This window comes from Rhizobium sp. WCS2018Hpa-16 (genome assembly GCF_031843705.1).
In the GTDB taxonomy this organism is placed as follows: domain Bacteria; phylum Pseudomonadota; class Alphaproteobacteria; order Rhizobiales; family Rhizobiaceae; genus Agrobacterium; species Agrobacterium tumefaciens_C.
The window spans coordinates 1,174,819-1,198,378 of sequence record NZ_JAVTIX010000001.1; the positions used below are offsets into that span (position 1 = coordinate 1,174,819).

Below are 23,560 nucleotides of genomic sequence, written 5' to 3' on the forward strand. Positions count from 1 at the left end.
TTGTGTTACCGATATATTATGACATAGGACGGGCTATACAACTGGACCGTCTCAAATTCTGGAGTGATAAATGGCAGCCGATGACGACGAATATGTGTACGACGAAGCGTCAGGTGAATGGCGTCCTGCATCAGAGGTTGCTGCCCAAGCCGCCAAGGCAAACGAGGTTCGCGATGCAAGCGGCACGCTTCTGGTTGATGGTGATTCCGTTACCCTCATCAAGGACTTGAAGGTCAAGGGTGCGGGCACGACGTTGAAGCAGGGCACGGTCATAAAGTCCATCCGCCTCACGGAAAATCCCGAAGAGATCGATTGCCGTCACGATGCCATCAAGGGCCTCGTGCTGCGCACCGAATTTGTACGCAAACGCTGAGACCAACCCATGGCGACGTTGACGATTGAGGAACTGGCGACTTTTCTGCAGCCGGGACAGGCTATTGCGGGGCTGGACCTGGGCACCAAGACCATCGGCCTTGCCATGTCGGATCTTTCACGGCGTTTCGCCACCCCTCGCCCGGTCCTCAAGCGCATCAAGTTCACGCAGGATGCAGATCTTTTGCTGGACTTTGCGGCGAAGGAAAAGGTGGCGGCCTTCATCATCGGCCTGCCGACCAATATGGATGGATCGGCCGGGCCGCGTGTTCAGGCAACGCGGGCTTTCGTGCGCGCCATGAGCGACAAGACCGCCCTGCCCTTCGTCTATTGGGACGAGCGGCTCTCCACCGTGGCGGCAGAGCGGGCTTTGCTGGAAATGGACGTGTCGCGGGCCAAAAGGGCGCAGCGGATCGATTCGGCCGCTGCGAGCTTCATTCTTCAGGGTGCGCTGGACAGGCTTTCCGCGCTAGGACGCGCGGACGTTGTCTTCGAAGACTGACGCTTACGCCACCATGCGGCGATTTCTTTTCTCTTCCGAAACGCGATGATGGCCATGACGATGAGGCTATCCATCGCGATGGCGCGTGCCACCAGCGGCGGAATGGTTTCCGGTGGGATGCCGAGGATGTTTCCGTAAATCTGGAACACAAGATCATGCGACTGGCGCGTGAGCATGAAGAAGCCGAAGCTCATATCGTTGTAGGATAGCCCATACCAGGCACCCAGAAACGCCACGGGCCCAGCCCAGAGAATCAGAAACCACTTCATGCCATCTGCTCCCGTGAAAAGACTGGCTCGGGCGCAATCGCCAGAACGGCCCAGCGCAGGCAGGCCATGAGGCACAGGTTTACCGTCGGAACATCAATGTCCAACGGCAGCAATGCGAAGAACGTCATCATGACGATCAAGGATATCCATCGGGTCACGGCGGTTCCTTTTCACACGCCCACAGGCGCATGGTTAATGATTTCTTAACACAATGATCCCGTCACTCCAGACGGGCAAATGGAAGTTGGTGTTATGGTTAACAAACGGCGTAGGGCTGTGGATAAGCTCTCCGCTTGAGGCATTAACGCGCGAGCAGCCATTTAAGGGCAAGTGATGCCGAGCGAGTTCGAATGTGCTCTCTCAACCGTAAACGCCGCGAACGATTCGTTTCACGGCTGTGCCGATTTTGTCCCAATCCTTGGTCGTTTTCAGCGCAACGCCGGCGAACTGTCCTGATGTGACCGACGAGATGACAAGATGCTGTATGGCGGCGAATATCACGGCGTTGACGGTGGCCGTATCCACACCCTTCGGCGCCTGAAGCGAGCCGCGCATCTTTTCCAGCCACTTGGCCAGCGCCTTTGCGCGGGCATCGGCCAGTTGCTTGACCTGCGGGGAGTTTTCGGACACCTCCCAGGCGATGATCTTGCACACGAGCGGATCGGACCGCAGCGCCTCGATATAATAGAGCGCAAGCTTTTCCATGAGGTCGCCATAGGTCAGCAGAAACATGCCGCCAGTATCTTCGGGAATACGATCCTTGACCCAGGAACCCAGGTCTTCGCCGATGGCCGCAACCAGACCCTCCAGCCCTCCGAAATACCGATAGATCAGCTGCTTGTCGCAGCCCGCGCGGCGCGCCACGGCATTGATGCCGAAGCCCTGAAACCCCTCCTCCGCGAGCAGCGTTTTTGCGGCATTGAAAATGGATTTTTCGGTCGCTGCGCGATCCCGGATGCGTTTTTCGGAAACAGCCTCGCCAGAGGTCTCATTAATTGCCAGCATGTTCCCGCAACTCTCCGCGTGGTGACGTTACCAACGCAGTTAGCAAAGGGTTAATTTCTCGGCAATGTGCAAGAACCCCGGAAGGCGAAGGAATGTGTGGATGAGTTGAAGAAGCCGCACTTGCGACGAAAGATTGCCTCGAAATCGCCGAAAGCATCAGGCGCTGCGGCGGAATGCGAGCGGGGTCTGCCCTACCACATCCCGGAACGAGCGCCCCAGCTGGCTTGCGCTGCCAAAGCCGCAAGCGGTCGCGATCTCTGCGATGGATAGCCGCGTTTTCGCCAGCATCGACTGCGCCCGTTCGATCCGCTTGCGGATGACGAACTGATAAGGCGGCTCACCGAACGTGGCCTTGAAGGCACGAGAGAAGTGAAACCGCGTCAAGCCAGTGATTGCTGCGAGATCATCAAGGCCGATATCGGATGAGAGATTAGCCTCAACATAATCCGTCAACAGACGGCACTGCGTCTGGCCAAGCCGGCCGGACCCGCCAACCTTTGCGGGGTTTTGCGCGCCCAGCCGCACCATTTCCAGAGCGGCGGTAAGCCCAATGGTTTCCGAGTATACTTTCGAGGATGGCCGTTCGTGATCAGCCATGATGTGGCCGAGCTTGCGCATCGTTGAACCAAGTTCCCTGTCCTGAAAGTAAATATTCGCCCGGAGCTCCACACGCGCAAACTCTGCCTGCAACTCCTCTTCCATGACTGCGGGATCAAAGCAGACGACGGTAAACGCGTTCAGGCGATCCACCGGTTTTGCCCAGCCTTCAATGGTCTGCCCCATGGGGACATAGGTCATCAGATCCCGAAGGTCCGTGGCAGCAACAGGCCGTTCGCCGGAAACTTCCATCTCCCCGTCAAGCAGTACCAGATCATGATGCGCCAGATAGTGACTTTCACCCTCCCAGCGAAACTCATATTCGGCAGGCAGATGAAGCCGGGAATATTGCACGGATACACCGCGCCAGCTTTTCGCCGTGTGGACTTCTGTAGGGGGGCTAGCATCGGAGAAGGTTAAGTGCAGTTCGTCATTTCGTTTCATAGTCTTTTTCACGCACTCTTGGTTGCAAGCCACTTTTGCGGCGCAATAAACACTCGGACTAATTGTGCTAATAAAAACAATACCTTACGTAGCGTGACGTATAAAAAATTTACCTGTGATTCAGGTCTTATCGTTAGGTTATCAGATAATAAGTTTCTAACGCAAGCAACCTCCCCAAGCGGCTGATGAACGTGGAAACAATGCGACTTTACCAGACATGGAGAATGGAATGCTGGGTTTCGGCGGTGCGGACGCGAAGGCCGTGCTTGATGCGATGAGCAAGTCTCAGGCGATTATCGAATTCAAGACCGATGGTACAATTCTTAAGGCAAACGAAAATTTCTGCCGCGTGCTGGGTTACCATTTGCACGAAATCGTCGGGAAACACCATAGGCTGTTTGTCGACCGTCTGGAGGCAGACTCGCCCGATTATCGCGGCTTCTGGGCCAAGCTTGGTCGTGGAGAGTACGAAAGCCACCAGTTCAAGCGCATTGCCAAGGACGGCAAGGAGGTCTGGATTCAGGCTTCCTACAATCCTATTTTTCGTGGTGGCAAGCCATACAAGATCATCAAGTTTGCGACTGATATCACGGCCCAGAAACTGAAGAGCGCGGAAGACAGTGGCACGATGAGTGCCATTTCCCGCGCGCAGGCCACCATCGAGTTTACGCCCGATGGCGAGATCCTGAACGCGAACGAAAACTTTCTGAATGCCCTCGGCTACCAGCTCTCGGAAATCAAAGGCCGAAAACACGCGATGTTTTGCGAGCCTGCCTACACCCAGAGCGCGGAGTACAAGCAGTTTTGGCAAAAGCTGGCGGCCGGAGAATTCGTGGCCGGGGAGTTCACGCGTCTGGGTAAGGGCGGCAATAAAGTCCACATTCAAGCCTCGTACAATCCCATCTTCGACATGAATGGCAAGGTGCTAAAGGTGGTGAAGTTTGCGACCGATGTGACCGAACGCGTCAATAATGTCGATCAGTTGGCCAACGCTCTCAAGGGTCTGTCCGAAGGCGACCTGACACAGCAGATTACCAGCCCCTTCCTGCCTGCGCTGGAGCGCCTGCGGCTTGACTACAACTCGACTTCGGAAAAACTGCGCAGCACACTGGAGACCGTTGTTGAAAACGCTGGTGCGATTTCAACGGCATCCCGGCAGATTCAGACCGCTTCCAATGCGTTGGCAAAACGAACGGAGCAGCAGGCGGCATCCGTAGAGGTGACGGCTACGGCACTTAAGGAGATCACCACCACGGTTGCCGAGTCCAGCAATCGCGCTCACGAAGCCGGGCAGATGGTACGCAAGACGAAGGAAAATGCCGAATACTCTGGCAAGGTCGTCAATCAGGCTGTCGAGGCCATGGGCAAGATCGAGCAATCGGCAGCAGAAATTGCCAGCATCATCGGTGTTATCGATGAAATCGCCTTCCAGACCAACCTGCTGGCGCTGAATGCTGGCGTTGAGGCCGCACGTGCTGGCGAGGCTGGCAAAGGCTTTGCCGTTGTCGCCCAGGAAGTGCGTGAACTTGCGCAACGCTCTGCAAGGGCTGCCAAGGAAATCAAGGCTTTGATCAACGCATCCAACGACCATGTGAAGAACGGCGTGTCTCTGGTGGGTGACACCGGCGCAGCTCTTCAGGAGATTGTTGGACAGGTCGTGGAGGTCGACGGCAATGTCAGTGCCATTGTCGAAGGCTCTCAAGAACAGGCGACGGGTCTGAAAGAGATCAATATCGCCGTCAACAATATGGATCAGGGCACGCAGCAGAATGCTGCAATGGTTGAAGAGACCTCTGCCGCGGCCCATACACTGGCGGATGAAGCAGCCCGCCTGCTAGCGTTGATCGGAAAGTTCAACATTGGTGCCCGCAACAGGGCTCAGCGCCCGGCATCTGCCGCTCCGGCGCGGCCTGTGAAGAAGACTGTTTCCTATGACACCAGTGGCAACACAGCCCTCAAACAGCAAGAGAGCTGGGAAGAGTTCTAGAACGCGCAGCTTGTAGTCAAAAAGGCAGTTTCACATTCACACAACGCCTGCCTTTTTTCATTTTATAAGCACCGTACACCTCGTGAAGACTTGCGGTTTTACCTTGCCGGTGGATGCTGAAAAACGACGATTTGGCACGCATCCAACAATTGCAAGATAATGGAAACACCGCGATTTTTGGTTGTCATCGTGAAGTCGAGATGCATGCAGACATGTCGGAATCGGAAAGCTTCAAGAATAAATTCGCCCTGTCGTTGTATCTACTAGCACGCTAAATAATAACGAGCTGATTTTTCAGCAAATAAAGGTTAAAATCAGCAATAAACGCACCGATCAACTGATAATTTATAGCTTGTAAACACATCTACGTAACAATCATCGAATGAAGCAAGGCTTGCTCTGCAGCGTCTGACGAACATCGGAAACGCGGCGAGTTCATAAGACGTGGGAGAATGGAATGCTGGGTTTTGGCGGTTCAGACGCGAAGGCCGTTCTTGATGCTATGAGCAAGTCTCAGGCAATTATCGAATTCAAGATTGATGGTACAATTGTTACGGCAAACGAGAATTTCTGTCGGGCGCTCGGTTATCAATTGCACGAGATCGTTGGGAAGAACCATAGGCTGTTTCTCGATCCCACAGAGGCAAATTCGCCCGACTACCGCGACTTTTGGGCCAAGCTCGGTCGTGGAGAATACGAAAGCCGTCAGTTCAAACGTATTGCCAAAGACGGTAAGGAAGTCTGGATTCAGGCGTCCTACAACCCGGTTTTTCGTGGAGGCAAGCCTTACAAGGTCGTGAAATTTGCGACTGACATCACCGCGATCAAGCTAAAAGCGGCGGAAGACGCAGGCATATTGAATGCGCTTTCCCGCGCACAGGCCACCATCGAATTCACGCCTGATGGCGAGATCATTGACGCGAACGAAAACTTCCTGAACGCCCTCGGCTACCAGCTTTCCGAAATCAAAGGCAAGAAACACGCTGTTTTCTGCGAGCCTGCTTACACTCAGAGCGCGGAATACCGCCAGTTCTGGGCCAAGTTGGCATCAGGAGAATTCGTGGCAGATGAATTCATGCGTCTCGGCAAGGGCGGCAAGAAGGTCTATATCCAGGCCTCCTACAACCCCATCTTCGACATGAATGGCAAAGTGTTCAAGGTCGTGAAGTTCGCGACCGATGTGAGCGAGCGTGTCGCGAATGTGAAGCAACTGGCCGACGGTCTGCAGAGCATGTCCGAAGGCGACCTGACGCAGCAGATTGCCGTGCCTTTCCTTCCCGCTCTGGAACGGTTGCGGACTGACTTTAACTCGACATCGGCCAAGTTGCGCAAAACGCTGGAGACAATTCTCGAGAACGCCGGAGCGATTTCTGCAGCATCGAGCCAGATCCAGGCCGCCTCCAATGAGTTGGCCAAACGGACCGAGCACCAGGCGGCATCAGTTGAAGAGACGGCTGCGGCGCTCGAAGAAATCACCACGACTGTCTCCGATTCCAGCAACCGCGCCCACGATGCCGGTCAGTTGGTGCGCAAGACCAAGGAAAATGCCGAGTATTCCGGAAAGGTCGTCAGCCAGGCTGTCGAGGCCATGGGCAAAATCGAACAATCGGCTGGCGAGATCGGCAACATCATCGGCGTCATCGATGAAATCGCCTTCCAGACCAACCTGCTGGCACTGAATGCAGGCGTTGAGGCGGCACGCGCTGGCGAGGCCGGCAAGGGCTTTGCCGTTGTTGCACAGGAAGTTCGTGAACTCGCGCAACGATCTGCAAAAGCTGCCAAGGAAATCAAGACGCTCATCAACGCTTCCAACGGCCACGTCAAAAACGGTGTGTCACTGGTTGGGGATACCGGCACAGCACTTCAGGACATCGTGCAACAGGTCGTGGAGGTCGATGGCAACGTCAACGCCATTGTTGAAAGCTCGCGCGAACAGGCGACTGGCTTGAAAGAGATCAACATCGCCGTTAACACCATGGACCAGGGCACGCAGCAGAATGCCGCAATGGTTGAGGAGACGTCGGCCGCGGCTCATACGCTCGCAAATGAAGCGGCCCGTCTGTTCGCGTTGATCGGCGAATTCAACATTGGCGTTCGCAACACGGATCAGCGCTCTGCCGTCTCCGCACCAAGCCGTCGTCCAGCCCCCTCCTCAGCGCCCGCTCCGGCGCGGTCCATGAAGAAGACTGTTTCCTACGCCACCAACGGAAATGCGGCTCTCAAACCCCAGGAGAGCTGGGAAGAGTTCTGAACAAGCTACGCGTAAATCTCATATACTGAATCGAAAGGCGGGTGCACGTTGATGATGCACCCGCTTTTTATCTCGCTGCATCTCATACGCGGAAGACCAGCGTCAATTCCGCTCGCTACGCAATCGCGCCGGACAATTGTCATTTATCAAGTTCAAGCGAAGTTTGTTGCTGCTCCCTACCTATTCCCAAAGAATAGATCAGCCACTTCTACAGCAACTCAAGCGAAAAACTCGCCCTGCCGCAAAACAGGAGTTTTTGTTTTAGAGCTTGTAAACATATTTGAAAGACAATTTTCACATTGAGCGACGCTTGTTCTCTAACCTCAGATGAACATCCGAAGCGCTTCGTTTTTCATCAATGGAGAATGGAATGCTGGGTTTTGGTGGTGCGGATGCGAAAGCTGTACTTGATGCGGTCAGCAAGTCTTTGGCAATTATTGAATTCAAACTCGATGGCACGGTTTTGGCGGCGAATGAAAATTTCTGTCGCACGCTCGGATATGAGCTGCCGGAAATCGTCGGAAAGCACCATCGGCTCTTCGTTGATCCGGCGGAGGCAAACTCTCCTGACTACGGGGCTTTCTGGTCGAAGCTTGCCCGTGGCGTCTATGAGAGCCGCCAGTTCAAGCGCATTGCCAAGGACGGCAAGGAGGTCTGGATCCAGGCAACCTACAATCCGGTCTTTCGCGGCGGAAAGCCATTCAAGGTTGTGAAGTTCACAACTGACATCACGGCGACCAAACTCAAAGCCGCTGAAGACGCCGGGATGTTGAATGCACTTTCCCGGGTTCAGGCTATCATTGAGTTCACCCCGGATGGGAAGATACTGAATGCCAATGACAATTTCCTGAACGCCCTTGGCTACCAGCTTTCCGAAATCAAAGGCAAAAGACACGCGATGTTCTGCGAACCTGCCTATGCGCAGAGCGCCGAATATAAGCAGTTCTGGGCAAAGCTGGCGGCAGGCGAATTCGTGATCAACGAGTTCATGCGTGTCGGCAAAGGCGGCAGGCCAGTCTTCATTCAAGCTTCCTACAATCCTATCTTCGATATGAATGGCAAGATTTTCAAGGTCGTGAAGTTCGCGACCGACGTGACCGAACGGGTCAACAATGTCGAGACACTGGCCAATGCACTCCAGAGCCTGTCCGAAGGCGACCTGACACAGCAGATATCCAACCCGTTCCTGCCCGCATTGGAGCGGCTGCGGACGGATTTTCACGCAACGTCGACAAAGCTGCGCAGCACCTTGCAGATCATGATTGAAAATGCCGGTGCGATTTCATCGGCGTCCCAGCAGATCCAGTCAGCATCCAATGAACTGGCAAAGCGAACAGAACAGCAGGCAGCATCCGTTGAAGAGACGGCCGCGTCGCTGGAGGAAATCACCAACACCGTATCGGATTCCAGCAACCGCGCTCACGAAGCCGGTGAACTTGTGCGCAAGACGAAAGAAACCGCCGAATATTCCGGCAAGGTGGTGCGTGAAGCCATCGATGCCATGGGCAAGATCGAGCAATCGGCAGGAGAAATCGGCAACATCATCGGCGTCATCGATGAAATTGCTTTTCAGACGAACCTGCTGGCACTGAATGCGGGGGTCGAGGCTGCCCGCGCTGGCGAGGCCGGAAAAGGATTTGCCGTTGTTGCTCAGGAAGTTCGGGAGCTCGCGCAGCGCTCCGCAAGGGCCGCAAAGGAAATCAAAGCGCTGGTCAACGCTTCCAACGACCACGTGAAAAGCGGAGTTGCGCTGGTCGGCGACACAGGCAAGGCCTTGCAGGACATCGTGGAACAGGTTGTGCAGGTCGATGGCAATGTGAGCGCCATTGTCGACAGCTCACGCGAGCAGGCGAATGGCCTCAAGGGCATCAATATCTCCGTCAACAAAATGGACCAGGGCAACCAGCAGAACGCCGTCATGGTCGAAGAGACCTCTTCATCCGCCCAGAATCTGGCGAGAGAAGCAGTCCGACTGTTTGAGTTGATCGGCAAGTTCAAGACCGGTGTCCGCAGTTCGGATCAGCGGACAGCATCTGCAGGCTCCGCATTGGGCCGCCACGCCGCCTAAGCCAGTACTGGCACAAGCGGCATGCGGTTTTGAGTCCCTTGAGGCGTCACGTCGCCGGTGGGTAAAGCAGATCGATGATGTAAGACGCATCGAAGCGGCTATCTAGCATGCCATAGGTGTGGCGGAAACCGCCTGCGAGGCGTGTTTCGAGGAAAGCATCGGCAATGCGACCGGCACCGATGCGGCAAAGCTCGGCAGCGGCAGCGGCAAGCGCGAACTGTTCCACCAGCATGCGGGCCGCACCCTCGTCGCGTTCGCACAGCGCAATGGCGGCGCGCAACACATCGGTGGTTTTCTTGCCGGAAGGCCCCAGATCGCGTTCCAGCACTTCGAAGACCAGATCGAAGAGATCCCTGCCGCGCTGTAGAACACGCAGCACATCCAGCGCCATGACGTTGCCGGAGCCTTCCCAGATCGCATTGACGGGAGCTTCACGATAATGGCGGGCAATGGGGCGATCTTCAATGTAACCGTTGCCGCCGAGGCTTTCCATGGCTTCGTAAATCAAGGGAGGCGCGATCTTGCAGCACCAGTATTTGACGACAGGCGTCATCACACGGGCATAGGCCGCTTCTGCGGGATTGTTTCGAGCGCTATCGAAAGCCGCAGCCAGACGGAAGGACAAGGCGGTCGAAGCCGCCACATCCAGCGCCATATCAGCCAGCACGCGCGTCATGATCGGCTGAGCGACGAGCGCTTTGCCGAAGACGTTGCGGCCACGGGCATAGTGAACGGCTTCCGCCATCGATGCGCGCATCATGCCCGAAGACGCCAGCGCGCAGTCAAGCCGGGTCAATGTGACCATATCCAGAATGGTGCTGATGCCGCCACCGGGCTCGCCCAGCAGATAGCCGAACGCATCGGTAAATTCGACTTCGGCTGATGCGTTGGAGCGGTTGCCGAGCTTGTCTTTCAGGCGCTGGAAATGCAGTCCATTGGCCGAACCGTCTTCCAGAAAGCGCGGGACGAGGAAGCAGCCCATGCCATCGCCCATCTGCGCCAGCATGACGAAACCATCGCTCATAGGGGCAGACAGAAACCATTTGTGGCCGGAAAGGCGATAGATGCCCTCGCCTACTCGCTCTGCCGTGGTGCGGTTGGCGCGCACATCGGTGCCGCCCTGCTTTTCCGTCATGCCCATGCCGATGGTGACGGCGGTTTTCTGCATTGCAGGCTTTTGCGACGAATCATATTTGCGCGAAAGAATCTTGGGCGCCCATTCCTTCTGCACGCGTGGCGATGACATCATCGCGGCAACGGACGCATGGGTCATGGTCAGCGGGCACAGATGCCCTGCTTCCAGCTGCGAGGTGAGATAGAATTTGGTGGCGCGGGCCTTGTGCTCGTTGCCGCGGGTCTCCGGCGTATTTTCCCAGGCGCTGCTGTGCAGGCCTGATGACATGGAGCGGCGCATGAGCGCATGCCAGGCAGGGTGGAATTCCACCTGATCCAGCCGCTCTCCGCGTGGGCCGTGGGTGTGCAGTTTCGGCTCGCTGACATTGGCCATGCGGGCCAGTTCCTGCGCTTCCGAGGAGGTCACATAGCGGCCAATCTGATCAAATTCATCTCGCAGAGGGCGCGAAAGACTGGATGTCAAATCCACAATCAGCGGGTCTGTGCGATAGGCATTGATGCCGGACCAGAGGCTAGGCTGGTTCAAATCGGCGAGCTGTTCTTCTGTCCGGTTCATATTCGTCATCGCGTCGCTATATCGGGATTCGTATTTTATTGCATGTATTAGGTCTGCCCCGGCTTATCCCATGCTTGCCGACAAAGCCACCTGTCTTTATAGACCCGATAACCAAAGCCAGAGCGCCGCGACAGGCGCTGTTGTGACCCGGAGGACATATTCCATGGTCTATTATCCCCACCGCCACTTGCTTGGCATCAAGGGGCTTTCCCATCAGGATATCACCACTCTTCTCGACAAGGCTGACGAGGCTGTGAAAATCAGCCGCCAGCGCGAGAAGAAGACATCGACCCTGCGCGGTCTGACCCAGATCAACCTGTTTTTCGAAGCCTCGACGCGCACGCAATCATCCTTCGAGCTGGCCGGTAAACGGCTGGGCGCAGACGTGATGAACATGTCGGTGGGCAATTCGTCCGTCAAAAAAGGCGAGACGCTGATCGACACGGCCATGACGCTGAATGCCATGCGGCCCGATGTGTTGGTGGTGCGCCATTCTTCCGCAGGGGCTGCCGCCCTTCTGGCGCAAAAGGTGGCATGCTCGGTGGTCAATGCAGGCGATGGCCAGCACGAACACCCGACGCAGGCGCTTCTTGACGCGCTCACCATCCGCCGAGCCAAGGGCACGCTTTCAGGCATGACGGTGGCGATCTGCGGAGATGTGCTGCATTCGCGTGTTGCCCGCTCCAACATCATTCTGCTGAACCAGATGGGTGCGCGAGTGCGTGTGGTTGCGCCGCCAACGCTTCTGCCCTCCGGCATCAACCAGATGAGCGTTGAAGTGTATCACGACATGAAGGAAGGTCTTGCTGGAGCTGACGTGGTGATGATGCTGCGCCTGCAGCGCGAGCGCATGTCCGGTTCTTTCGTGCCTTCGGTGCGCGAGTATTTTCATTATTACGGCCTGGATGCCGAAAAGCTGAAAGCCGCCAAGGAAGACGCGCTGGTGATGCACCCCGGCCCGATGAACCGTGGCGTTGAAATTGCCTCCGAAGTGGCCGATGGCCCGCAGAGCGTGATTGAAAGCCAGGTGGAAATGGGTGTGGCCGTGCGCATGGCCGTTATGGAAACCCTTCTTCTTTCACAAAATCAGGGAGAGCGCGTATGACCACCGCAACCGTTCTCAAAAATGTTCGCATCATCGATCCATCCCGCAATCTCGATGAGGTCGGAACGATCCTCATCGGTGCTGACGGCACGATTCTGGCTGCTGGCAAGGACGCGCAGAACCAGGGTGCGCCCGAAGATGCTGTAGTGCGCGATGGACGCGGCGTGATTGCGGCACCGGGTCTGGTGGATGCTCGCGTGTTTGTGGGTGAGCCGGGCGCGGAACACCGCGAAACGATCGAATCCGCTTCCCGCGCTGCGGCAGCGGGTGGCGTGACCAGCATGATCGTGATGCCGGATACCGATCCCGTCATCGACGACATTGCGCTTGTGGAATTCGTGAAGAAGAAGGCGCGCGACAAGGCGCTGGTCAATATCTATCCGGCAGCGGCGCTGACAAAGGGTCTGCGCGGCGAGGAAATGACCGAATTCGGCATGCTGCGGGAAGCCGGGGCCGTTGCCTTCACCAATGGTCGCAAGGCGATGCCGGATACCGCCGTGCTGCGCCGCGCCATGACCTATGCGCGAGAACTGGGCGCGGTGATTTCACTGGAGACCCGCGACCCCTATATCGGCCATGGCGACATGAATGAGGGCCTGTTTGCGAGCTGGCTGGGCCTTTCAGGCATTCCCAGAGAAGCCGAAATCATTCCGCTGGAACGGGATCTGCGCATCGCCGCGCTGACCCGTGCCAACTACCACGCCGCCAAGATTTCCGTGCGGGAATCGGCGGAAGCGATGGCCCACGCAAAATCGCGGGGCGTGAAGGCGACCTGCGGCATTTCCATCAACCATCTGACGCTGAACGAAAACGATATCGGCGAGTACCGGACCTTCTTCAAGCTTTCCCCGCCGCTGCGTTCTGAAGACGACCGCATGTTCATGGTGGATGCGCTGAAGGATGGCACCATCGACATCATCGTCTCGTCGCATGATCCGCAGGATGTGGACACCAAGCGCCTGCCATTCTCGGATGCGGCCAGCGGTGCCATTGGCCTTGAGACCATGCTGGCGGCGGCTCTTCGGCTCTATCACAGCGATCAGGTGCCGTTGATGCGCCTCATCGATGCGCTTTCCACCCGCCCCGCGCAGATCTTCGGGCTGGACGCCGGAACGCTGAAACCGGGCGCGAAGGCGGATATCACGCTGATCGATCTTGATGAGCCATGGCTGGTTTCCGAGAAAAATCTCGTGTCGAGGTCCAAGAATACACCGTTTGAAGATGCACGCTTTACCGGCCGCGCCGTTGCAACCTATGTTGCAGGCAAGCTGGTCTATTCCAACCAATAAAAGACTCGACGGGACTGAGGGGACATCCATGACCGCATTGACTGTTTGGGAAACCGCGCCAGCATTGCTGGCGCTCGCCGCTTTGGTGGGGTACCTGCTGGGTTCGATCCCATTCGGGCTCATCCTGACCCGCGCAGCCGGTCTGGGTGACGTTCGCAAGATCGGCTCCGGCAATATTGGCGCGACCAATGTGCTGCGCACCGGCAACAAGAAACTGGCGGCTGCCACATTGCTGCTGGATGCCCTGAAGGGCACGGCAGCGGTGCTGATCGCGGGTGCCCTTTGGGGCTACGAGGCCTCACTGGTTGCTGGCTTCTTCGCCTTTCTCGGGCACCTGTTTCCGGTATGGCTGGGCTTCAAGGGTGGCAAGGGTGTTGCCGTCTATATCGGTGTGCTTCTAGGCGCTGCACCGTTGATGATGCTGGCCTTTGCGGCGATCTGGATCGCTACGGCCTATATCACAAAATACTCATCTCTTTCCGCACTGGTTGCAATGCTTGTCATTCCGGTTGCATTGTGGATATTAGGGCCAGAGAAGACGGCTCTGCTGGTGACGCTGCTCAGCGTGATCTCCTGGTATATGCACCGAGAAAACATCAAGCGGCTGCTGGCAGGGACGGAAAGCAAAATCGGGAAGAAGGGCTGAGGCGCAAGCGTCTTGCCCTGATGGGGGCAAGACATGCCGCATGACGGCGAAACGAAGCGCGGCATCGCGCTTAACGACCGGCAACGCATTGCCTGGCTTCGGCTCATTCGCAGCGACAATATCGGTCCGGTGACGTTCCGGGAACTGATTAACCACTTCGGCAGTGCCGAAAAGGCACTGGACGCCCTGCCCGATCTTTCCCGCCGGGGTGGCTCGGCGCGCAGCCCGCGCATTGCCTCCGTTTCAGAGGCGGAAAGAGAGATCGAGGCCGCCGAACAATTCGGCGCGCGATTCGTGGGCATTGGCGAGCAGGATTATCCACCGGCACTGCGCGAGATCGATGGCGCGCCGCCGATCATTTCCATGAAGGGCTCAGGCCGCACGGCGGTCCGGCCTTCCATCGGCATCGTCGGATCACGCAATTCTTCCATCAATGGTTCGAAGTTTGCGGCCATGCTGGCGCGCCAATGCGGCGAGGCAGGCTATACGATTGCCTCGGGCCTTGCTCGCGGCATCGATGCGGCGGCCCACGCTGCCAGCCTTTCCACCGGCACAGTCGCCATGCTGGCAGGCGGGCTGAACAGGCCATACCCGCCGGAAAACCTGCGGCTTCTAGATGAGATCTATGACAATGGCGGGGCCAGCATCAGTGAAATGCCGTTTGGCTGGGAGCCGCGCGCCAGAGATTTTCCGCGCCGAAACCGGCTGATTGCAGGCGTTTCCATGGGCGTTCTGATTGTGGAGGCTGCGGACCGCTCAGGTTCGCTGATTACCGCGAGACTGGCCGGTGAATTCGGACGGCTGGTTTTTGCGGTTCCGGGCTCACCTCTCGATGCGCGATGCCACGGCACCAACCGGCTGATCAAGGATGGAGCGATGCTGGTGACGGAGGCAGCGGACATTCTGAACGCGCTGCGACCACTCATGGAGCCATCCCTGCCATTCCAGCACATTGCCAAGGAAAGCGCTGAAGATATGGAGATTTCACCACCCCGTGACGATGACCGCAGCATCATCGCATCTGCACTCGGACCCTCACCGGTTGAGACGGATGACATTATTCGCCACACCGGCCTGCCCGCCTCGACTGTCTATCTCGTGCTTCTGGAACTGGACATAGCGGGGCGGTTAAATCGGCATTCCCAGGGGCGGGTTTCGATCAATATGGCTGACTGAGAGCTTGCGACGACCAGTTTTAATGTCTTCTGCCTCAATGTAAGCCATTTCAATCAGGTAAAGCAGCATGTCGGCACCCTCTACCTTTGCGACATACCGCAACTCTGAAAGCATCTGACTGATATAAGCAATGTTTGGCGGTATCTGCGCGTCTTTGCCCTTGTTGTTATTGTCTGCATTCACACCCATGTTTACCCCGATCAACCCGACAAAACGCGATGTCTTCCAAAGAGCATCACCCCATGCAGGCAACCATAACTTGTTTATCCTGAATTGCAATATGCAATCCAGTCGCCACAAGGTTGCATAACGGTGTAATGGCAGAAAAACGTTGCTTGCCTCTTGACCGAAGCGCATTACCTGTCCATGTCGAAATAAAGGTCGCGCCGCTGATGGCTGAAAAGCTGTGGTGCATGTTAACGGGCAAGTTCCGAAAGAAGAAAATATGACTATCGTCGTCGTCGTAGAATCCCCGGCAAAAGCCAAGACGATCAATAAGTATCTCGGCTCCGGCTATAAGGTGCTCGCATCGTTTGGCCACGTGCGCGATCTTCCCGCCAAAGATGGCTCTGTGCTTCCCGATCAGGATTTCGAAATGACATGGGAGGTCGATCCGGCCTCGCAAAAGCGCATGAAGGAAATCTCAGATGCCGTAAAGGCATCGGACGGATTGTTTCTCGCAACCGACCCGGATCGCGAAGGTGAAGCCATTTCCTGGCACGTCCTCGATCTCCTGAAAAAGAAGAAGGTGCTTGGCGACAAGCCGGTGAAGCGCGTCGTGTTCAACGCCATCACCAAGAAGGCCGTTCTGGATGCGGTCGCTGATCCGCGCGACATCGATATTCCGTTGGTGGACGCTTACCTTGCCCGCCGTGCGCTGGATTATCTCGTTGGCTTCAACCTTTCCCCGGTTCTGTGGCGCAAGCTCCCTGGTGCGCGTTCGGCTGGCCGCGTGCAGTCGGTATCGCTGCGCCTCGTCTGCGACCGCGAATCGGAGATCGAACGTTTCGTTTCCGAAGAATACTGGAACATTTCCGCCCTTCTGAAGACGCCGCGTGGTGATGATTTCGAGGCAAAGCTGGTGTCTGCCGATGGCAAGCGCCTGCAAGCGAGATCGGTCAAGACCGGCGATGACGCGAACCGCCTGAAGACGCTGCTGGAAGCCGCGACATACACCGTGGATACGGTTGAGGCGAAGCCCGTCAAGCGTAACCCCGGCCCTCCCTTCACGACATCGACGCTGCAACAGGCGGCCTCTTCGCGCATGGGCTTTTCAGCCTCGCGCACCATGCAGGTTGCCCAGCGCCTCTATGAAGGTATCGACATTGGCGGCGAAACCGTCGGTCTGATTACCTATATGCGTACCGACGGCGTGCAGATGGCACCTGAAGCGATCGAAGCTGCCCGCGGCGCGATCGGCGAGCAGTTCGGCGCCCGTTATGTGCCGGAAAAGGCGCGCATCTATTCCACCAAGGCCAAAAACGCCCAGGAAGCGCACGAAGCGATCCGCCCAACAGACTTCAGCCGCACGCCCGATCAGGTCAAGAAGTACCTCGATGCCGACCAGTTGCGCCTTTACGAACTGGTGTGGAAGCGCGGCATTGCCAGCCAGATGGCGTCTGCGGAAATCGAGCGCACGACGGTTGAGATTCTGGCCGAAAACAAGGGCGAGAAGGCGGGCCTTCGCGCTGTGGGTTCGGTCATTCGTTTCGATGGCTTTATCGCCGCCTATACCGACCAGAAGGAAGATGGCGAGCAGAGCGACGACGGTGATGAAGATGGCCGTCTGCCGCAGATCAATGCCCGCGAAGACCTCGCCAAGCAGAAGATCAATGCAAGCCAGCACTTTACCGAGCCGCCACCGCGTTATTCGGAAGCATCGCTGATCAAGAAGATGGAAGAGCTTGGCATCGGCCGCCCTTCCACCTATGCAGCCACGCTGAAAACGCTAAGCGACCGCGAATATATCATTGTCGACAAGCGCAAGCTCATCCCGCATTCTCGCGGGCGGCTGGTTACGGCGTTTCTGGAAAGCTTCTTCACCAAATATGTGGAGTATGATTTCACCGCCGATCTGGAAGAAAAGCTCGACCGTATCTCCGCTGGTGAGCTGGACTGGAAGCAGGTTCTTCGCGATTTCTGGAAGGACTTCTACGCCCAGATCGAAGACACCAAGGAATTGCGCGTTACCAACGTTCTGGACGCGCTGAACGAGGTTCTGGCACCGCTGGTGTTCCCAACCCGCGAAGACGGTTCCGATCCGCGCATCTGCCAGGTTTGCGGCACGGGCAACCTTTCGCTGAAGCTCGGCAAATACGGTGCCTTCGTTGGCTGTTCCAATTATCCGGAATGCAACTTCACGCGCCAGCTGAACTCAGATGGTGCGGAAGCCGATGCAGCCGCGCTCAATGAGCCGAAGGCGCTGGGTGCTGACCCACACACCGGCGAAGAGCTGACATTGCGCTCTGGCCGTTTCGGACCTTACATTCAGCGTGGCGATGGCAAGGAAGCCAAGCGTTCGTCGCTGCCCAAGGGCTGGAAGCCAGAAGATATCGACCATGAAAAGGCGCTGGCGCTGATCAACCTGCCGCGTGACATTGGCCAGCACCCGGAATCGGGCAAGATGATTTCGGCGGGCCTGGGTCGCTATGGACCGTTCCTTTTGCATGATGGTGGCTACGCCAATCTGGAAAGCATCGAAGATGTGTTCTCCATTGGCCTGAACCGCGCCGTGACCGTGATTGCCGAGAAGAAGGCATCGCCCGGTCGTGGCCGCTCTTCCACACCGGCGGCATTGAAGGAACTGGGAGACCACCCCGATGGCGGCGCGATTACCGTTCGCGATGGCAAATACGGGCCTTATGTGAACTGGGGCAAGGTCAATGCGACCATTCCCAAGGCTCAGGCGCCTGACACTGTTACGCTGGACGAGGCGCTGGTTCTGATTGCTGAACGCATTGCCAAGACTGGCACCGGCAACAACGGCAAGCCCGTGAAAGCCAAGAAGGCAGCAGCACCGAAAAAGGCGGCCAAGGCTGAGAGCGCCGATGGCGAGACCAAAGCCAAGGCCAAGCCAAAGGCGGCAGCGAAACCAAAAGCGGCTGCAAAGCCGAAAACAGCAGCCAAACCCAAGGCTGCTCCAAAAGCGAAGAAGGCAGAATCTTGAGCAAAGCACCGCGTAAGACATCCGGCTCGGCGGGCGATGGCTTCGGCCGTACTGGTCGCGGAAAAAAAGTCCTCGAGTCTGCGGGCATCATCCATGGTGAGGTTCCGCCGCGCGACGTGCTCCTGAAATTTATCGCCGAGCATCCCGATCAGGCCTCCAAGCGCGAAATCGCCAAGGCCTTCGGGCTGAAGGGTGAAACGCGCATCGTGCTCAAGGCTCTGCTCAAGGAGCTTGAGACCGATGGCATGGTGCACAAGAGCCGCAAATCCCTGATGAAGCCGGGTGGTCTGCCGCCGGTGACGGTGCTGGACATCACCACACGCGACAAGGATGGCGGTCTGATTGGCCGGCCTGCCGAATGGCCTGACGATCAGGGTGCAGCCCCAGCTGTGACCATCCGGCAATCCTCTGCCGACCGCAACAAGGGCAAGGTTCCCGTTGGCGGTCTTGGTGACCGCGTACTGGCGAAGATTTTCCCTTCGAAAGAGCCGGGTGGCCCTGCCTATACGGCGCGGATCATCAAGCTGATCGACAGACGTCAGGGCGGTTCGCTCGGCGTGTTCAAGGAAACACCGGGTGGCGGTGGCCGTCTGATGCCGGTCGAGCGACGCGGCGAAGAAATGGTCATCGATCCCGATGGCGTCGGTGGTGCCAAGGACGGCGATCTGGTGGAGGTGGAAACCTCACGCAACAGCGGGCGCTATGGCCTGCCACGCGCCAAGGTTCTGTCGGTGGTCGGCTCTGTCGCATCGGAGAAGGCGATCTCGATGATCGCCATCCATGCCCATGGCATTCCACACATTTTCCCATCCGACGCACTGGCGGCAGCGGATGCTGCAAAGCCTGCGACGATGGCGCACCGTGAAGACTGGCGCAAGCTGCCGCTCATCACCATCGACCCGGCTGACGCAAAAGACCACGATGACGCGGTTTATGCCGAGCTTGATCCATCTCCCGACAATCCTGACGGCGTGATCGTGACCGTTGCGATTGCCGACGTATCCTATTACGTCCGCACCGGTTCAGCACTGGACCGCGAAGCCTTAAAGCGCGGCAACTCCGTCTACTTCCCCGACCGCGTCGTACCGATGCTGCCGGAGCGTATTTCCAACGACCTATGCTCGCTGAAAGAAGGGCTGGATCGCCCCGCCATCGCAGTGCGGATGGTGTTCTCGAAGGAAGGCCGCAAGGCCAGCCATACGTTCCACCGCATCATGATGAAGAGTGCGGCCAAGCTTTCCTACCAGCAGGCGCAGGCGGCCATCGACGGCAATCCCGACGACAAGACCGGCCCGATGCTGGAGCCGATCCTGCGGCCCCTGTGGCATGCCTACGAGATCATGACGATTGGCCGTGACCGCCGCCAGCCGCTTGAGCTGGATATGCCGGAACGCAAGATCATTCTGAAATCGGACGGCACGGTTGACCGTGTGCATGTTCCTGAACGTCTCGATGCGCACAAGCTGATCGAAGAGATGATGATCCAGGCCAATGTGTGCGCTGCCGAAACGCTTGAGCTGAAAAAGCAGCCACTGGTCTACCGCGTGCACGACGCGCCGACCATTGCCAAGCAGGAAGTGCTGCGCGAGTTTCTGACCACCATCGGCTTTTCGCTGGTCAAGGGTGGGCAGGTTCGCGCCAATTCCTTCAACGGCATTCTGGCCCGCGCGCTGGATACGCCGCACCAGATCATTGTCAACGAGATGGTTCTGCGCTCTCAGAGCCAGGCGATCTACAGCCCTGACAATATCGGCCATTTCGGCCTCAACCTGATGAAGTATGCGCACTTCACCTCGCCCATTCGCCGGTATGCCGATCTAATCGTGCACCGGGCGTTGGTGGGCTCTCTTGGGCTGGGTGAAGGTGGAATCACCCCGCAGGAAGAGGCGACGCTTGCCGATATCGCCGCGGAAATCTCGACCTTCGAGCGACGTGCGATGGCAGCCGAGCGTGACACGGTAAACCGGTTGATCGCGCACCACCTTTCGGAGCGCGTGGGCGAGGAATTCGAAGGACGCGTCGGTGGCGTAACCAAGGCAGGACTATTTGTCGCGCTTCCACAGTTTGGCGCTGACGGATTTATTCCTATATCTACGCTGGGTCGGGACTATTACATCTATGATGAGGCGCATCAGGCGCTGACGGGTGAAAAGTCGGGACTTGGATACCAGTTGGGCGATACCATTCAAGTTCGCCTGGCAGAAGCGGTGCCTCTGGCCGGTGCTTTGCGGTTCGAAGCGTTGAGCGAGGGCAAGAAATTGCCGGCAGCGACACGCTCGTTCCACAAGACGACACGGCGCAGCGGCGGACCGACACCGGGCACGAGACCACCACGCAGACGTAGATAGGCCTGCAAAAGCAAGGATGAGGCGCATGACGACGATCGAGACGCAGACAGTGCAGTATGGCGGCACGCCGGAAGTTCGTCCTCTCGGGCGCTCCATCAAACACGGCATGCTGAGCCGTTGCCCAGCCTGTGGCAACGGCCATTTGTTTCGTGCATGGCTAAAGCCGGTAGACGAGTGCGCGTCTTGCGGTGCTGATATGCACCACCAGCGCTCGGACGATCTGCCGCCCTATATTTCTATCACCATTCTCGGCCACATTGCTGTTGGTGGCTTCATGATGACCGATACGGTGTTTCTGGTGCCGATGTGGGTTCACTTCGCGATCTGGGTACCTATCACGGTTCTCGTCGCGCTGCTGACGATCCAGCCGATCAAAGGAGCGGTCATCGGCTGGCAGTGGGCCTTGCGTATGCATGGGTTTGATAATGAGCCCCAAAAAGAACAGATCGATGGTTCATCTCACTGATCGGACCCGGCCATTGTGACGCTCGACCAGCCCGCTGAAAAAGCGCCATATCTGCGCCCGAAAGATGCAGCGTCGATCCTGCTCATGGATAGGTCTACGCAGAGCATACGTGTGCTGATGGGAAAGCGTTCCAGTGCGCATGTGTTCATGCCAGACGTTTACGTCTTTCCCGGCGGTAAGCGCGACCGTGAAGACAGCACCCTGCCCTTTGCCAGCGATCTGCACCCTGTCGTTCTCGACAACCTCATGCGCGCATCGTCAAAAACGGTGTCGCAGAGGCGTGCACGCGCGCTTGCGCTTGCGGCCCTGCGCGAATTGCACGAGGAGACGGGCTTACGTTTTCGAAGCGATGAGCAAGGCAACGGCGGGCCTGATTTGTCTTGCCTCCGCTTCGTCGCACGAGCCATCACCCCACCTGGCCGGATCAGGCGATATGACACACGCTTTTTCTGCTGTTTTACGGATGAGGTGGGCATAGACCCGGCAGCGGCCAGAGATTCAGATGAGCTGCAAAATCTCGAATGGCTTGACATCAAGGACAATTCCGGTGTGAACATGGCGCCCATTACGCGCTTGGTTCTCGAAGATGTCACAAAGTTCGTGATAGGTGATCCTTCATTGCAATTCGAGAGCCCGGTGCGACAATATTTTGAGCGTCGCGGCACGTTTACTCGTGGCTTTCTATAAAGGTCTACATGTCCCATCCGACTAGTGACGCCGATGATATTCACTGGCCCTCACTCATAGCCGCCATATCCGCCATCAGCGCCGTGGGCATCGCCATCGGCCTGGGGCTGCCGCTTTTGAGTATCATCCTTGAGAAGCGCGGCATCTCTTCAACGATGATCGGCCTCAACACCGCCATGGCGGGCGTTGCAGCCATGATCGCGGCACCCATGACGAGCAGGCTGGCGCACGAATTCGGCGTTGCGCGGACCATGATGACGGCCGTCGTCGTTTCCGCCATCAGCGCGCTTGGATTTTATTTCGCAGAAGCATTCTGGATGTGGTTTCCGCTGCGAATCGTCTTCCACGGCGCAACCACCATGCTGTTTATCCTCTCTGAATTCTGGATCAATGCCGCAGCGCCGCCCAAACGGCGCGGCCTGGTGCTGGGCATGTATGCAACCGGCATGGCCGTTGGCTTTGCGGGCGGTCCATTGCTGTTTTCAGCCATAGGCAGCGAGGGAATCACCCCGTTCCTGTTGGGGGCGGCCATCATCCTTCTCGCCGCGATTCCCATCTATCTAGCCCGCCATGAGAGCCCCAACCTCGACGAAAAACCCAATCATCATTTCGTCCGCTATATCTGGCTGGTGCCGATGGCTTCTGCTGCCGCTTTTGTCTACGGCTCGGTGCAGGCGGGCGGACTTTCGCTCTTCCCTGTCTATGCGACTCGCGAAGGTTTCAGCGAATCACAGGCGGCCTTGCTTCTCACAGTCATGGCCATCGGCAACATGGCGTTCCAGATCCCCATTGGCATGCTCTCAGACCGCATCAAGGACAGGCGCGTCCTGCTGGGCCTCATGGCGCTCACAGGCGTCATAGGGACGCTTGCGCTGCCTTTGCTGGTGGATAACTGGATGCTGCTCTCATCGATGCTGCTGCTATGGGGAGGCTGCGTATCGGGCATGTATACGGTGGGTCTTACTCATCTCGGCTCTCGCCTCACCGGCTCTGACCTTGTGGCCGCCAATGCTGCCTTCATCTTCTGTTACGCCATTGGTACCATTGCCGGGCCGCAGACGGTGGGTATCTCCATGGATATTGCCGGACCAGACGGTTTTGCATGGGCTTTGGCGATGTTTTTCGGGCTATACGTGGTGCTTTCCATTGCGCGTTCGGTTTTCGGATCAAATCGGACTTGACTTTTCAGGCGCGATCCGTAGTTTCGCGCCAGATTTAGCCGGGGTCCAACAGGGCCGCGGACTCACTATTTGTTAAAGGCAGGACGACCATGGCGAAAGCTACAACAATCAAGATCAAGCTGCTGTCGACGGCCGACACCGGTACTTTCTACGTCACCACAAAGAACAGCCGTACATTCACGGACAAGATGACGAAGACAAAGTACGATCCAGTCGTACGCAAGCACGTTGAATTCAAGGAAACGAAGATCAAGTAATCTTCTATCCATGAACTGCCAAAAACGCGCCCTCAGAGGCGCGTTTTTTGTTGA

21 protein-coding genes are annotated in these 23,560 nt (G+C 57.3%); 15 read left to right on the top strand and 6 right to left on the bottom strand.

Annotation, left to right across the window (positions count from 1 at the left end; all coding sequences use genetic code 11):
* Positions 1 to 70: 70 nt before the first annotated feature.
* Both RQI55_RS05910 and ruvX read left to right on the top strand, forming a co-directional pair.
* Positions 71 to 373 (top strand): alkylphosphonate utilization protein, encoded by a 303-nt coding sequence (locus RQI55_RS05910; protein ID WP_042619628.1) that lies wholly within the window; start codon positions 71 to 73, stop codon positions 371 to 373.
* A 9-nt stretch (positions 374 to 382) separates the two neighbouring features.
* Positions 383 to 874: a Holliday junction resolvase RuvX gene (gene ruvX / locus RQI55_RS05915; protein ID WP_243256142.1), complete on the top strand. Its 492-nt coding sequence runs from the start codon at positions 383 to 385 to the stop codon at positions 872 to 874.
* Here ruvX and RQI55_RS05920 read toward each other — a convergent pair.
* The 4 genes from RQI55_RS05920 to RQI55_RS05935 form a co-directional block, all read right to left on the bottom strand.
* Positions 814 to 1,143, bottom strand: coding sequence for a DUF6105 family protein (locus RQI55_RS05920; protein WP_042619630.1), 330 nt, complete (start codon positions 1,141 to 1,143; stop codon positions 814 to 816). The genes ruvX and RQI55_RS05920 overlap by 61 nt on opposite strands.
* Complete coding sequence (locus RQI55_RS05925; RefSeq protein ID WP_155398983.1) at positions 1,140 to 1,301, bottom strand: hypothetical protein; 162 nt, start codon at positions 1,299 to 1,301, stop codon at positions 1,140 to 1,142. Before RQI55_RS05925 ends, RQI55_RS05920 begins: the two co-directional genes overlap by 4 nt.
* A gap of 202 nt (positions 1,302 to 1,503) precedes the next feature.
* Positions 1,504 to 2,148, bottom strand: a complete 645-nt coding sequence (locus RQI55_RS05930; protein WP_243256143.1) for a TetR/AcrR family transcriptional regulator — start codon at positions 2,146 to 2,148, stop codon at positions 1,504 to 1,506.
* A gap of 156 nt (positions 2,149 to 2,304) precedes the next feature.
* A complete protein-coding gene (locus RQI55_RS05935; RefSeq protein WP_243256144.1) occupies positions 2,305 to 3,189 on the bottom strand; it encodes a helix-turn-helix domain-containing protein in 885 nt (294 codons plus the stop codon).
* A 229-nt stretch (positions 3,190 to 3,418) separates the two neighbouring features.
* On the opposite strand from RQI55_RS05935, the gene RQI55_RS05940 reads away from it, so the two are divergent.
* The 3 genes from RQI55_RS05940 to RQI55_RS05950 all read left to right on the top strand — a co-directional run bounded on the left by RQI55_RS05940 (position 3,419) and on the right by RQI55_RS05950 (position 9,495).
* Complete coding sequence (locus RQI55_RS05940) at positions 3,419 to 5,176, top strand: PAS domain-containing methyl-accepting chemotaxis protein (RefSeq protein WP_311272070.1); 1,758 nt, start codon at positions 3,419 to 3,421, stop codon at positions 5,174 to 5,176.
* Positions 5,177 to 5,633: 457 nt separating this feature from the next.
* Positions 5,634 to 7,427 (top strand): methyl-accepting chemotaxis protein, encoded by a 1,794-nt coding sequence (locus RQI55_RS05945; protein WP_311272069.1) that lies wholly within the window; start codon positions 5,634 to 5,636, stop codon positions 7,425 to 7,427.
* Positions 7,428 to 7,797: 370 nt separating this feature from the next.
* On the top strand, positions 7,798 to 9,495 hold the full coding sequence (locus tag RQI55_RS05950) for a PAS domain-containing methyl-accepting chemotaxis protein (protein WP_243256147.1): 1,698 nt from the start codon (positions 7,798 to 7,800) through the stop codon (positions 9,493 to 9,495).
* A gap of 46 nt (positions 9,496 to 9,541) precedes the next feature.
* Here the strand turns inward: RQI55_RS05950 and RQI55_RS05955 are convergent, their stop codons facing one another.
* Complete coding sequence (locus RQI55_RS05955) at positions 9,542 to 11,194, bottom strand: acyl-CoA dehydrogenase family protein (protein ID WP_243256148.1); 1,653 nt, start codon at positions 11,192 to 11,194, stop codon at positions 9,542 to 9,544.
* 154 nt (positions 11,195 to 11,348) lie between these two features.
* Here RQI55_RS05955 and RQI55_RS05960 point away from each other — a divergent pair, with 154 nt between their 5' ends.
* From RQI55_RS05960 to dprA, 4 genes are read left to right on the top strand one after another with little or no spacing between them, the layout of a single operon-like run.
* Complete coding sequence (locus RQI55_RS05960; RefSeq protein WP_042619635.1) at positions 11,349 to 12,290, top strand: aspartate carbamoyltransferase catalytic subunit; 942 nt, start codon at positions 11,349 to 11,351, stop codon at positions 12,288 to 12,290.
* Positions 12,287 to 13,579 (top strand): dihydroorotase, encoded by a 1,293-nt coding sequence (locus RQI55_RS05965; protein ID WP_243256149.1) that lies wholly within the window; start codon positions 12,287 to 12,289, stop codon positions 13,577 to 13,579. The genes RQI55_RS05960 and RQI55_RS05965 overlap by 4 nt, the downstream gene beginning before the upstream one ends.
* Before the next feature lie 28 nt (positions 13,580 to 13,607).
* Complete coding sequence (gene plsY, locus RQI55_RS05970; RefSeq protein WP_042619637.1) at positions 13,608 to 14,225, top strand: glycerol-3-phosphate 1-O-acyltransferase PlsY; 618 nt, start codon at positions 13,608 to 13,610, stop codon at positions 14,223 to 14,225.
* Positions 14,226 to 14,258: 33 nt separating this feature from the next.
* The gene (gene dprA, locus RQI55_RS05975; RefSeq protein ID WP_311272068.1) at positions 14,259 to 15,401 is read left to right on the top strand and encodes a DNA-processing protein DprA; all 1,143 of its coding nucleotides are present in this window, start codon (positions 14,259 to 14,261) and stop codon (positions 15,399 to 15,401) included.
* Here dprA and RQI55_RS24215 read toward each other — a convergent pair.
* Positions 15,354 to 15,758, bottom strand: coding sequence for a hypothetical protein (locus RQI55_RS24215; protein WP_409233690.1), 405 nt, complete (start codon positions 15,756 to 15,758; stop codon positions 15,354 to 15,356). The two genes, dprA and RQI55_RS24215, sit on opposite strands and share 48 nt — an antisense overlap.
* Before the next feature lie 88 nt (positions 15,759 to 15,846).
* Here RQI55_RS24215 and topA point away from each other — a divergent pair, with 88 nt between their 5' ends.
* The 6 genes from topA (at position 15,847) to rpmG (ending at position 23,506) form a co-directional block, all read left to right on the top strand.
* Complete coding sequence (gene topA / locus RQI55_RS05985; protein ID WP_243256163.1) at positions 15,847 to 18,567, top strand: type I DNA topoisomerase; 2,721 nt, start codon at positions 15,847 to 15,849, stop codon at positions 18,565 to 18,567.
* Entirely contained in the window at positions 18,564 to 20,915 is a 2,352-nt protein-coding gene (gene rnr, locus RQI55_RS05990; protein ID WP_311272067.1) for a ribonuclease R, read from the top strand. The genes topA and rnr overlap by 4 nt, the downstream gene beginning before the upstream one ends.
* Before the next feature lie 25 nt (positions 20,916 to 20,940).
* On the top strand, positions 20,941 to 21,381 hold the full coding sequence (locus RQI55_RS05995; RefSeq protein ID WP_243256165.1) for a DUF983 domain-containing protein: 441 nt from the start codon (positions 20,941 to 20,943) through the stop codon (positions 21,379 to 21,381).
* A 51-nt stretch (positions 21,382 to 21,432) separates the two neighbouring features.
* Positions 21,433 to 22,068 (top strand): NUDIX domain-containing protein, encoded by a 636-nt coding sequence (locus RQI55_RS06000; protein WP_243256968.1) that lies wholly within the window; start codon positions 21,433 to 21,435, stop codon positions 22,066 to 22,068.
* A gap of 8 nt (positions 22,069 to 22,076) precedes the next feature.
* Positions 22,077 to 23,249: an MFS transporter gene (locus RQI55_RS06005; RefSeq protein ID WP_243256166.1), complete on the top strand. Its 1,173-nt coding sequence runs from the start codon at positions 22,077 to 22,079 to the stop codon at positions 23,247 to 23,249.
* Positions 23,250 to 23,338: 89 nt separating this feature from the next.
* Complete coding sequence (gene rpmG / locus RQI55_RS06010; RefSeq protein WP_003496403.1) at positions 23,339 to 23,506, top strand: 50S ribosomal protein L33; 168 nt, start codon at positions 23,339 to 23,341, stop codon at positions 23,504 to 23,506.
* The last annotated feature ends 54 nt before the right edge of the window (positions 23,507 to 23,560 follow it).

Bases quoted from the DNA above. Each gene is read 5' to 3' on its own strand.
- RQI55_RS05910 (WP_042619628.1), top strand. From the start codon at position 71: ATGGCAGCCGATGACGACGAATATGTGTACGACGAAGCGTCAGGTGAA.
- ruvX (WP_243256142.1), top strand. From the start codon at position 383: ATGGCGACGTTGACGATTGAGGAACTGGCGACTTTTCTGCAGCCGGGA.
- RQI55_RS05920 (WP_042619630.1), bottom strand. From the start codon at position 1,143: ATGAAGTGGTTTCTGATTCTCTGGGCTGGGCCCGTGGCGTTTCTGGGT.
- RQI55_RS05930 (WP_243256143.1), bottom strand. From the start codon at position 2,148: ATGCTGGCAATTAATGAGACCTCTGGCGAGGCTGTTTCCGAAAAACGC.
- RQI55_RS05935 (WP_243256144.1), bottom strand. From the start codon at position 3,189: ATGAAACGAAATGACGAACTGCACTTAACCTTCTCCGATGCTAGCCCC.
- RQI55_RS05940 (WP_311272070.1), top strand. From the start codon at position 3,419: ATGCTGGGTTTCGGCGGTGCGGACGCGAAGGCCGTGCTTGATGCGATG.
- RQI55_RS05945 (WP_311272069.1), top strand. From the start codon at position 5,634: ATGCTGGGTTTTGGCGGTTCAGACGCGAAGGCCGTTCTTGATGCTATG.
- RQI55_RS05950 (WP_243256147.1), top strand. From the start codon at position 7,798: ATGCTGGGTTTTGGTGGTGCGGATGCGAAAGCTGTACTTGATGCGGTC.
- RQI55_RS05955 (WP_243256148.1), bottom strand. From the start codon at position 11,194: ATGACGAATATGAACCGGACAGAAGAACAGCTCGCCGATTTGAACCAG.
- RQI55_RS05960 (WP_042619635.1), top strand. From the start codon at position 11,349: ATGGTCTATTATCCCCACCGCCACTTGCTTGGCATCAAGGGGCTTTCC.
- RQI55_RS05965 (WP_243256149.1), top strand. From the start codon at position 12,287: ATGACCACCGCAACCGTTCTCAAAAATGTTCGCATCATCGATCCATCC.
- plsY (WP_042619637.1), top strand. From the start codon at position 13,608: ATGACCGCATTGACTGTTTGGGAAACCGCGCCAGCATTGCTGGCGCTC.
- dprA (WP_311272068.1), top strand. From the start codon at position 14,259: ATGCCGCATGACGGCGAAACGAAGCGCGGCATCGCGCTTAACGACCGG.
- RQI55_RS24215 (WP_409233690.1), bottom strand. From the start codon at position 15,758: ATGCGCTTCGGTCAAGAGGCAAGCAACGTTTTTCTGCCATTACACCGT.
- topA (WP_243256163.1), top strand. From the start codon at position 15,847: ATGACTATCGTCGTCGTCGTAGAATCCCCGGCAAAAGCCAAGACGATC.
- RQI55_RS05995 (WP_243256165.1), top strand. From the start codon at position 20,941: ATGACGACGATCGAGACGCAGACAGTGCAGTATGGCGGCACGCCGGAA.
- RQI55_RS06005 (WP_243256166.1), top strand. From the start codon at position 22,077: ATGTCCCATCCGACTAGTGACGCCGATGATATTCACTGGCCCTCACTC.
- rpmG (WP_003496403.1), top strand. From the start codon at position 23,339: ATGGCGAAAGCTACAACAATCAAGATCAAGCTGCTGTCGACGGCCGAC.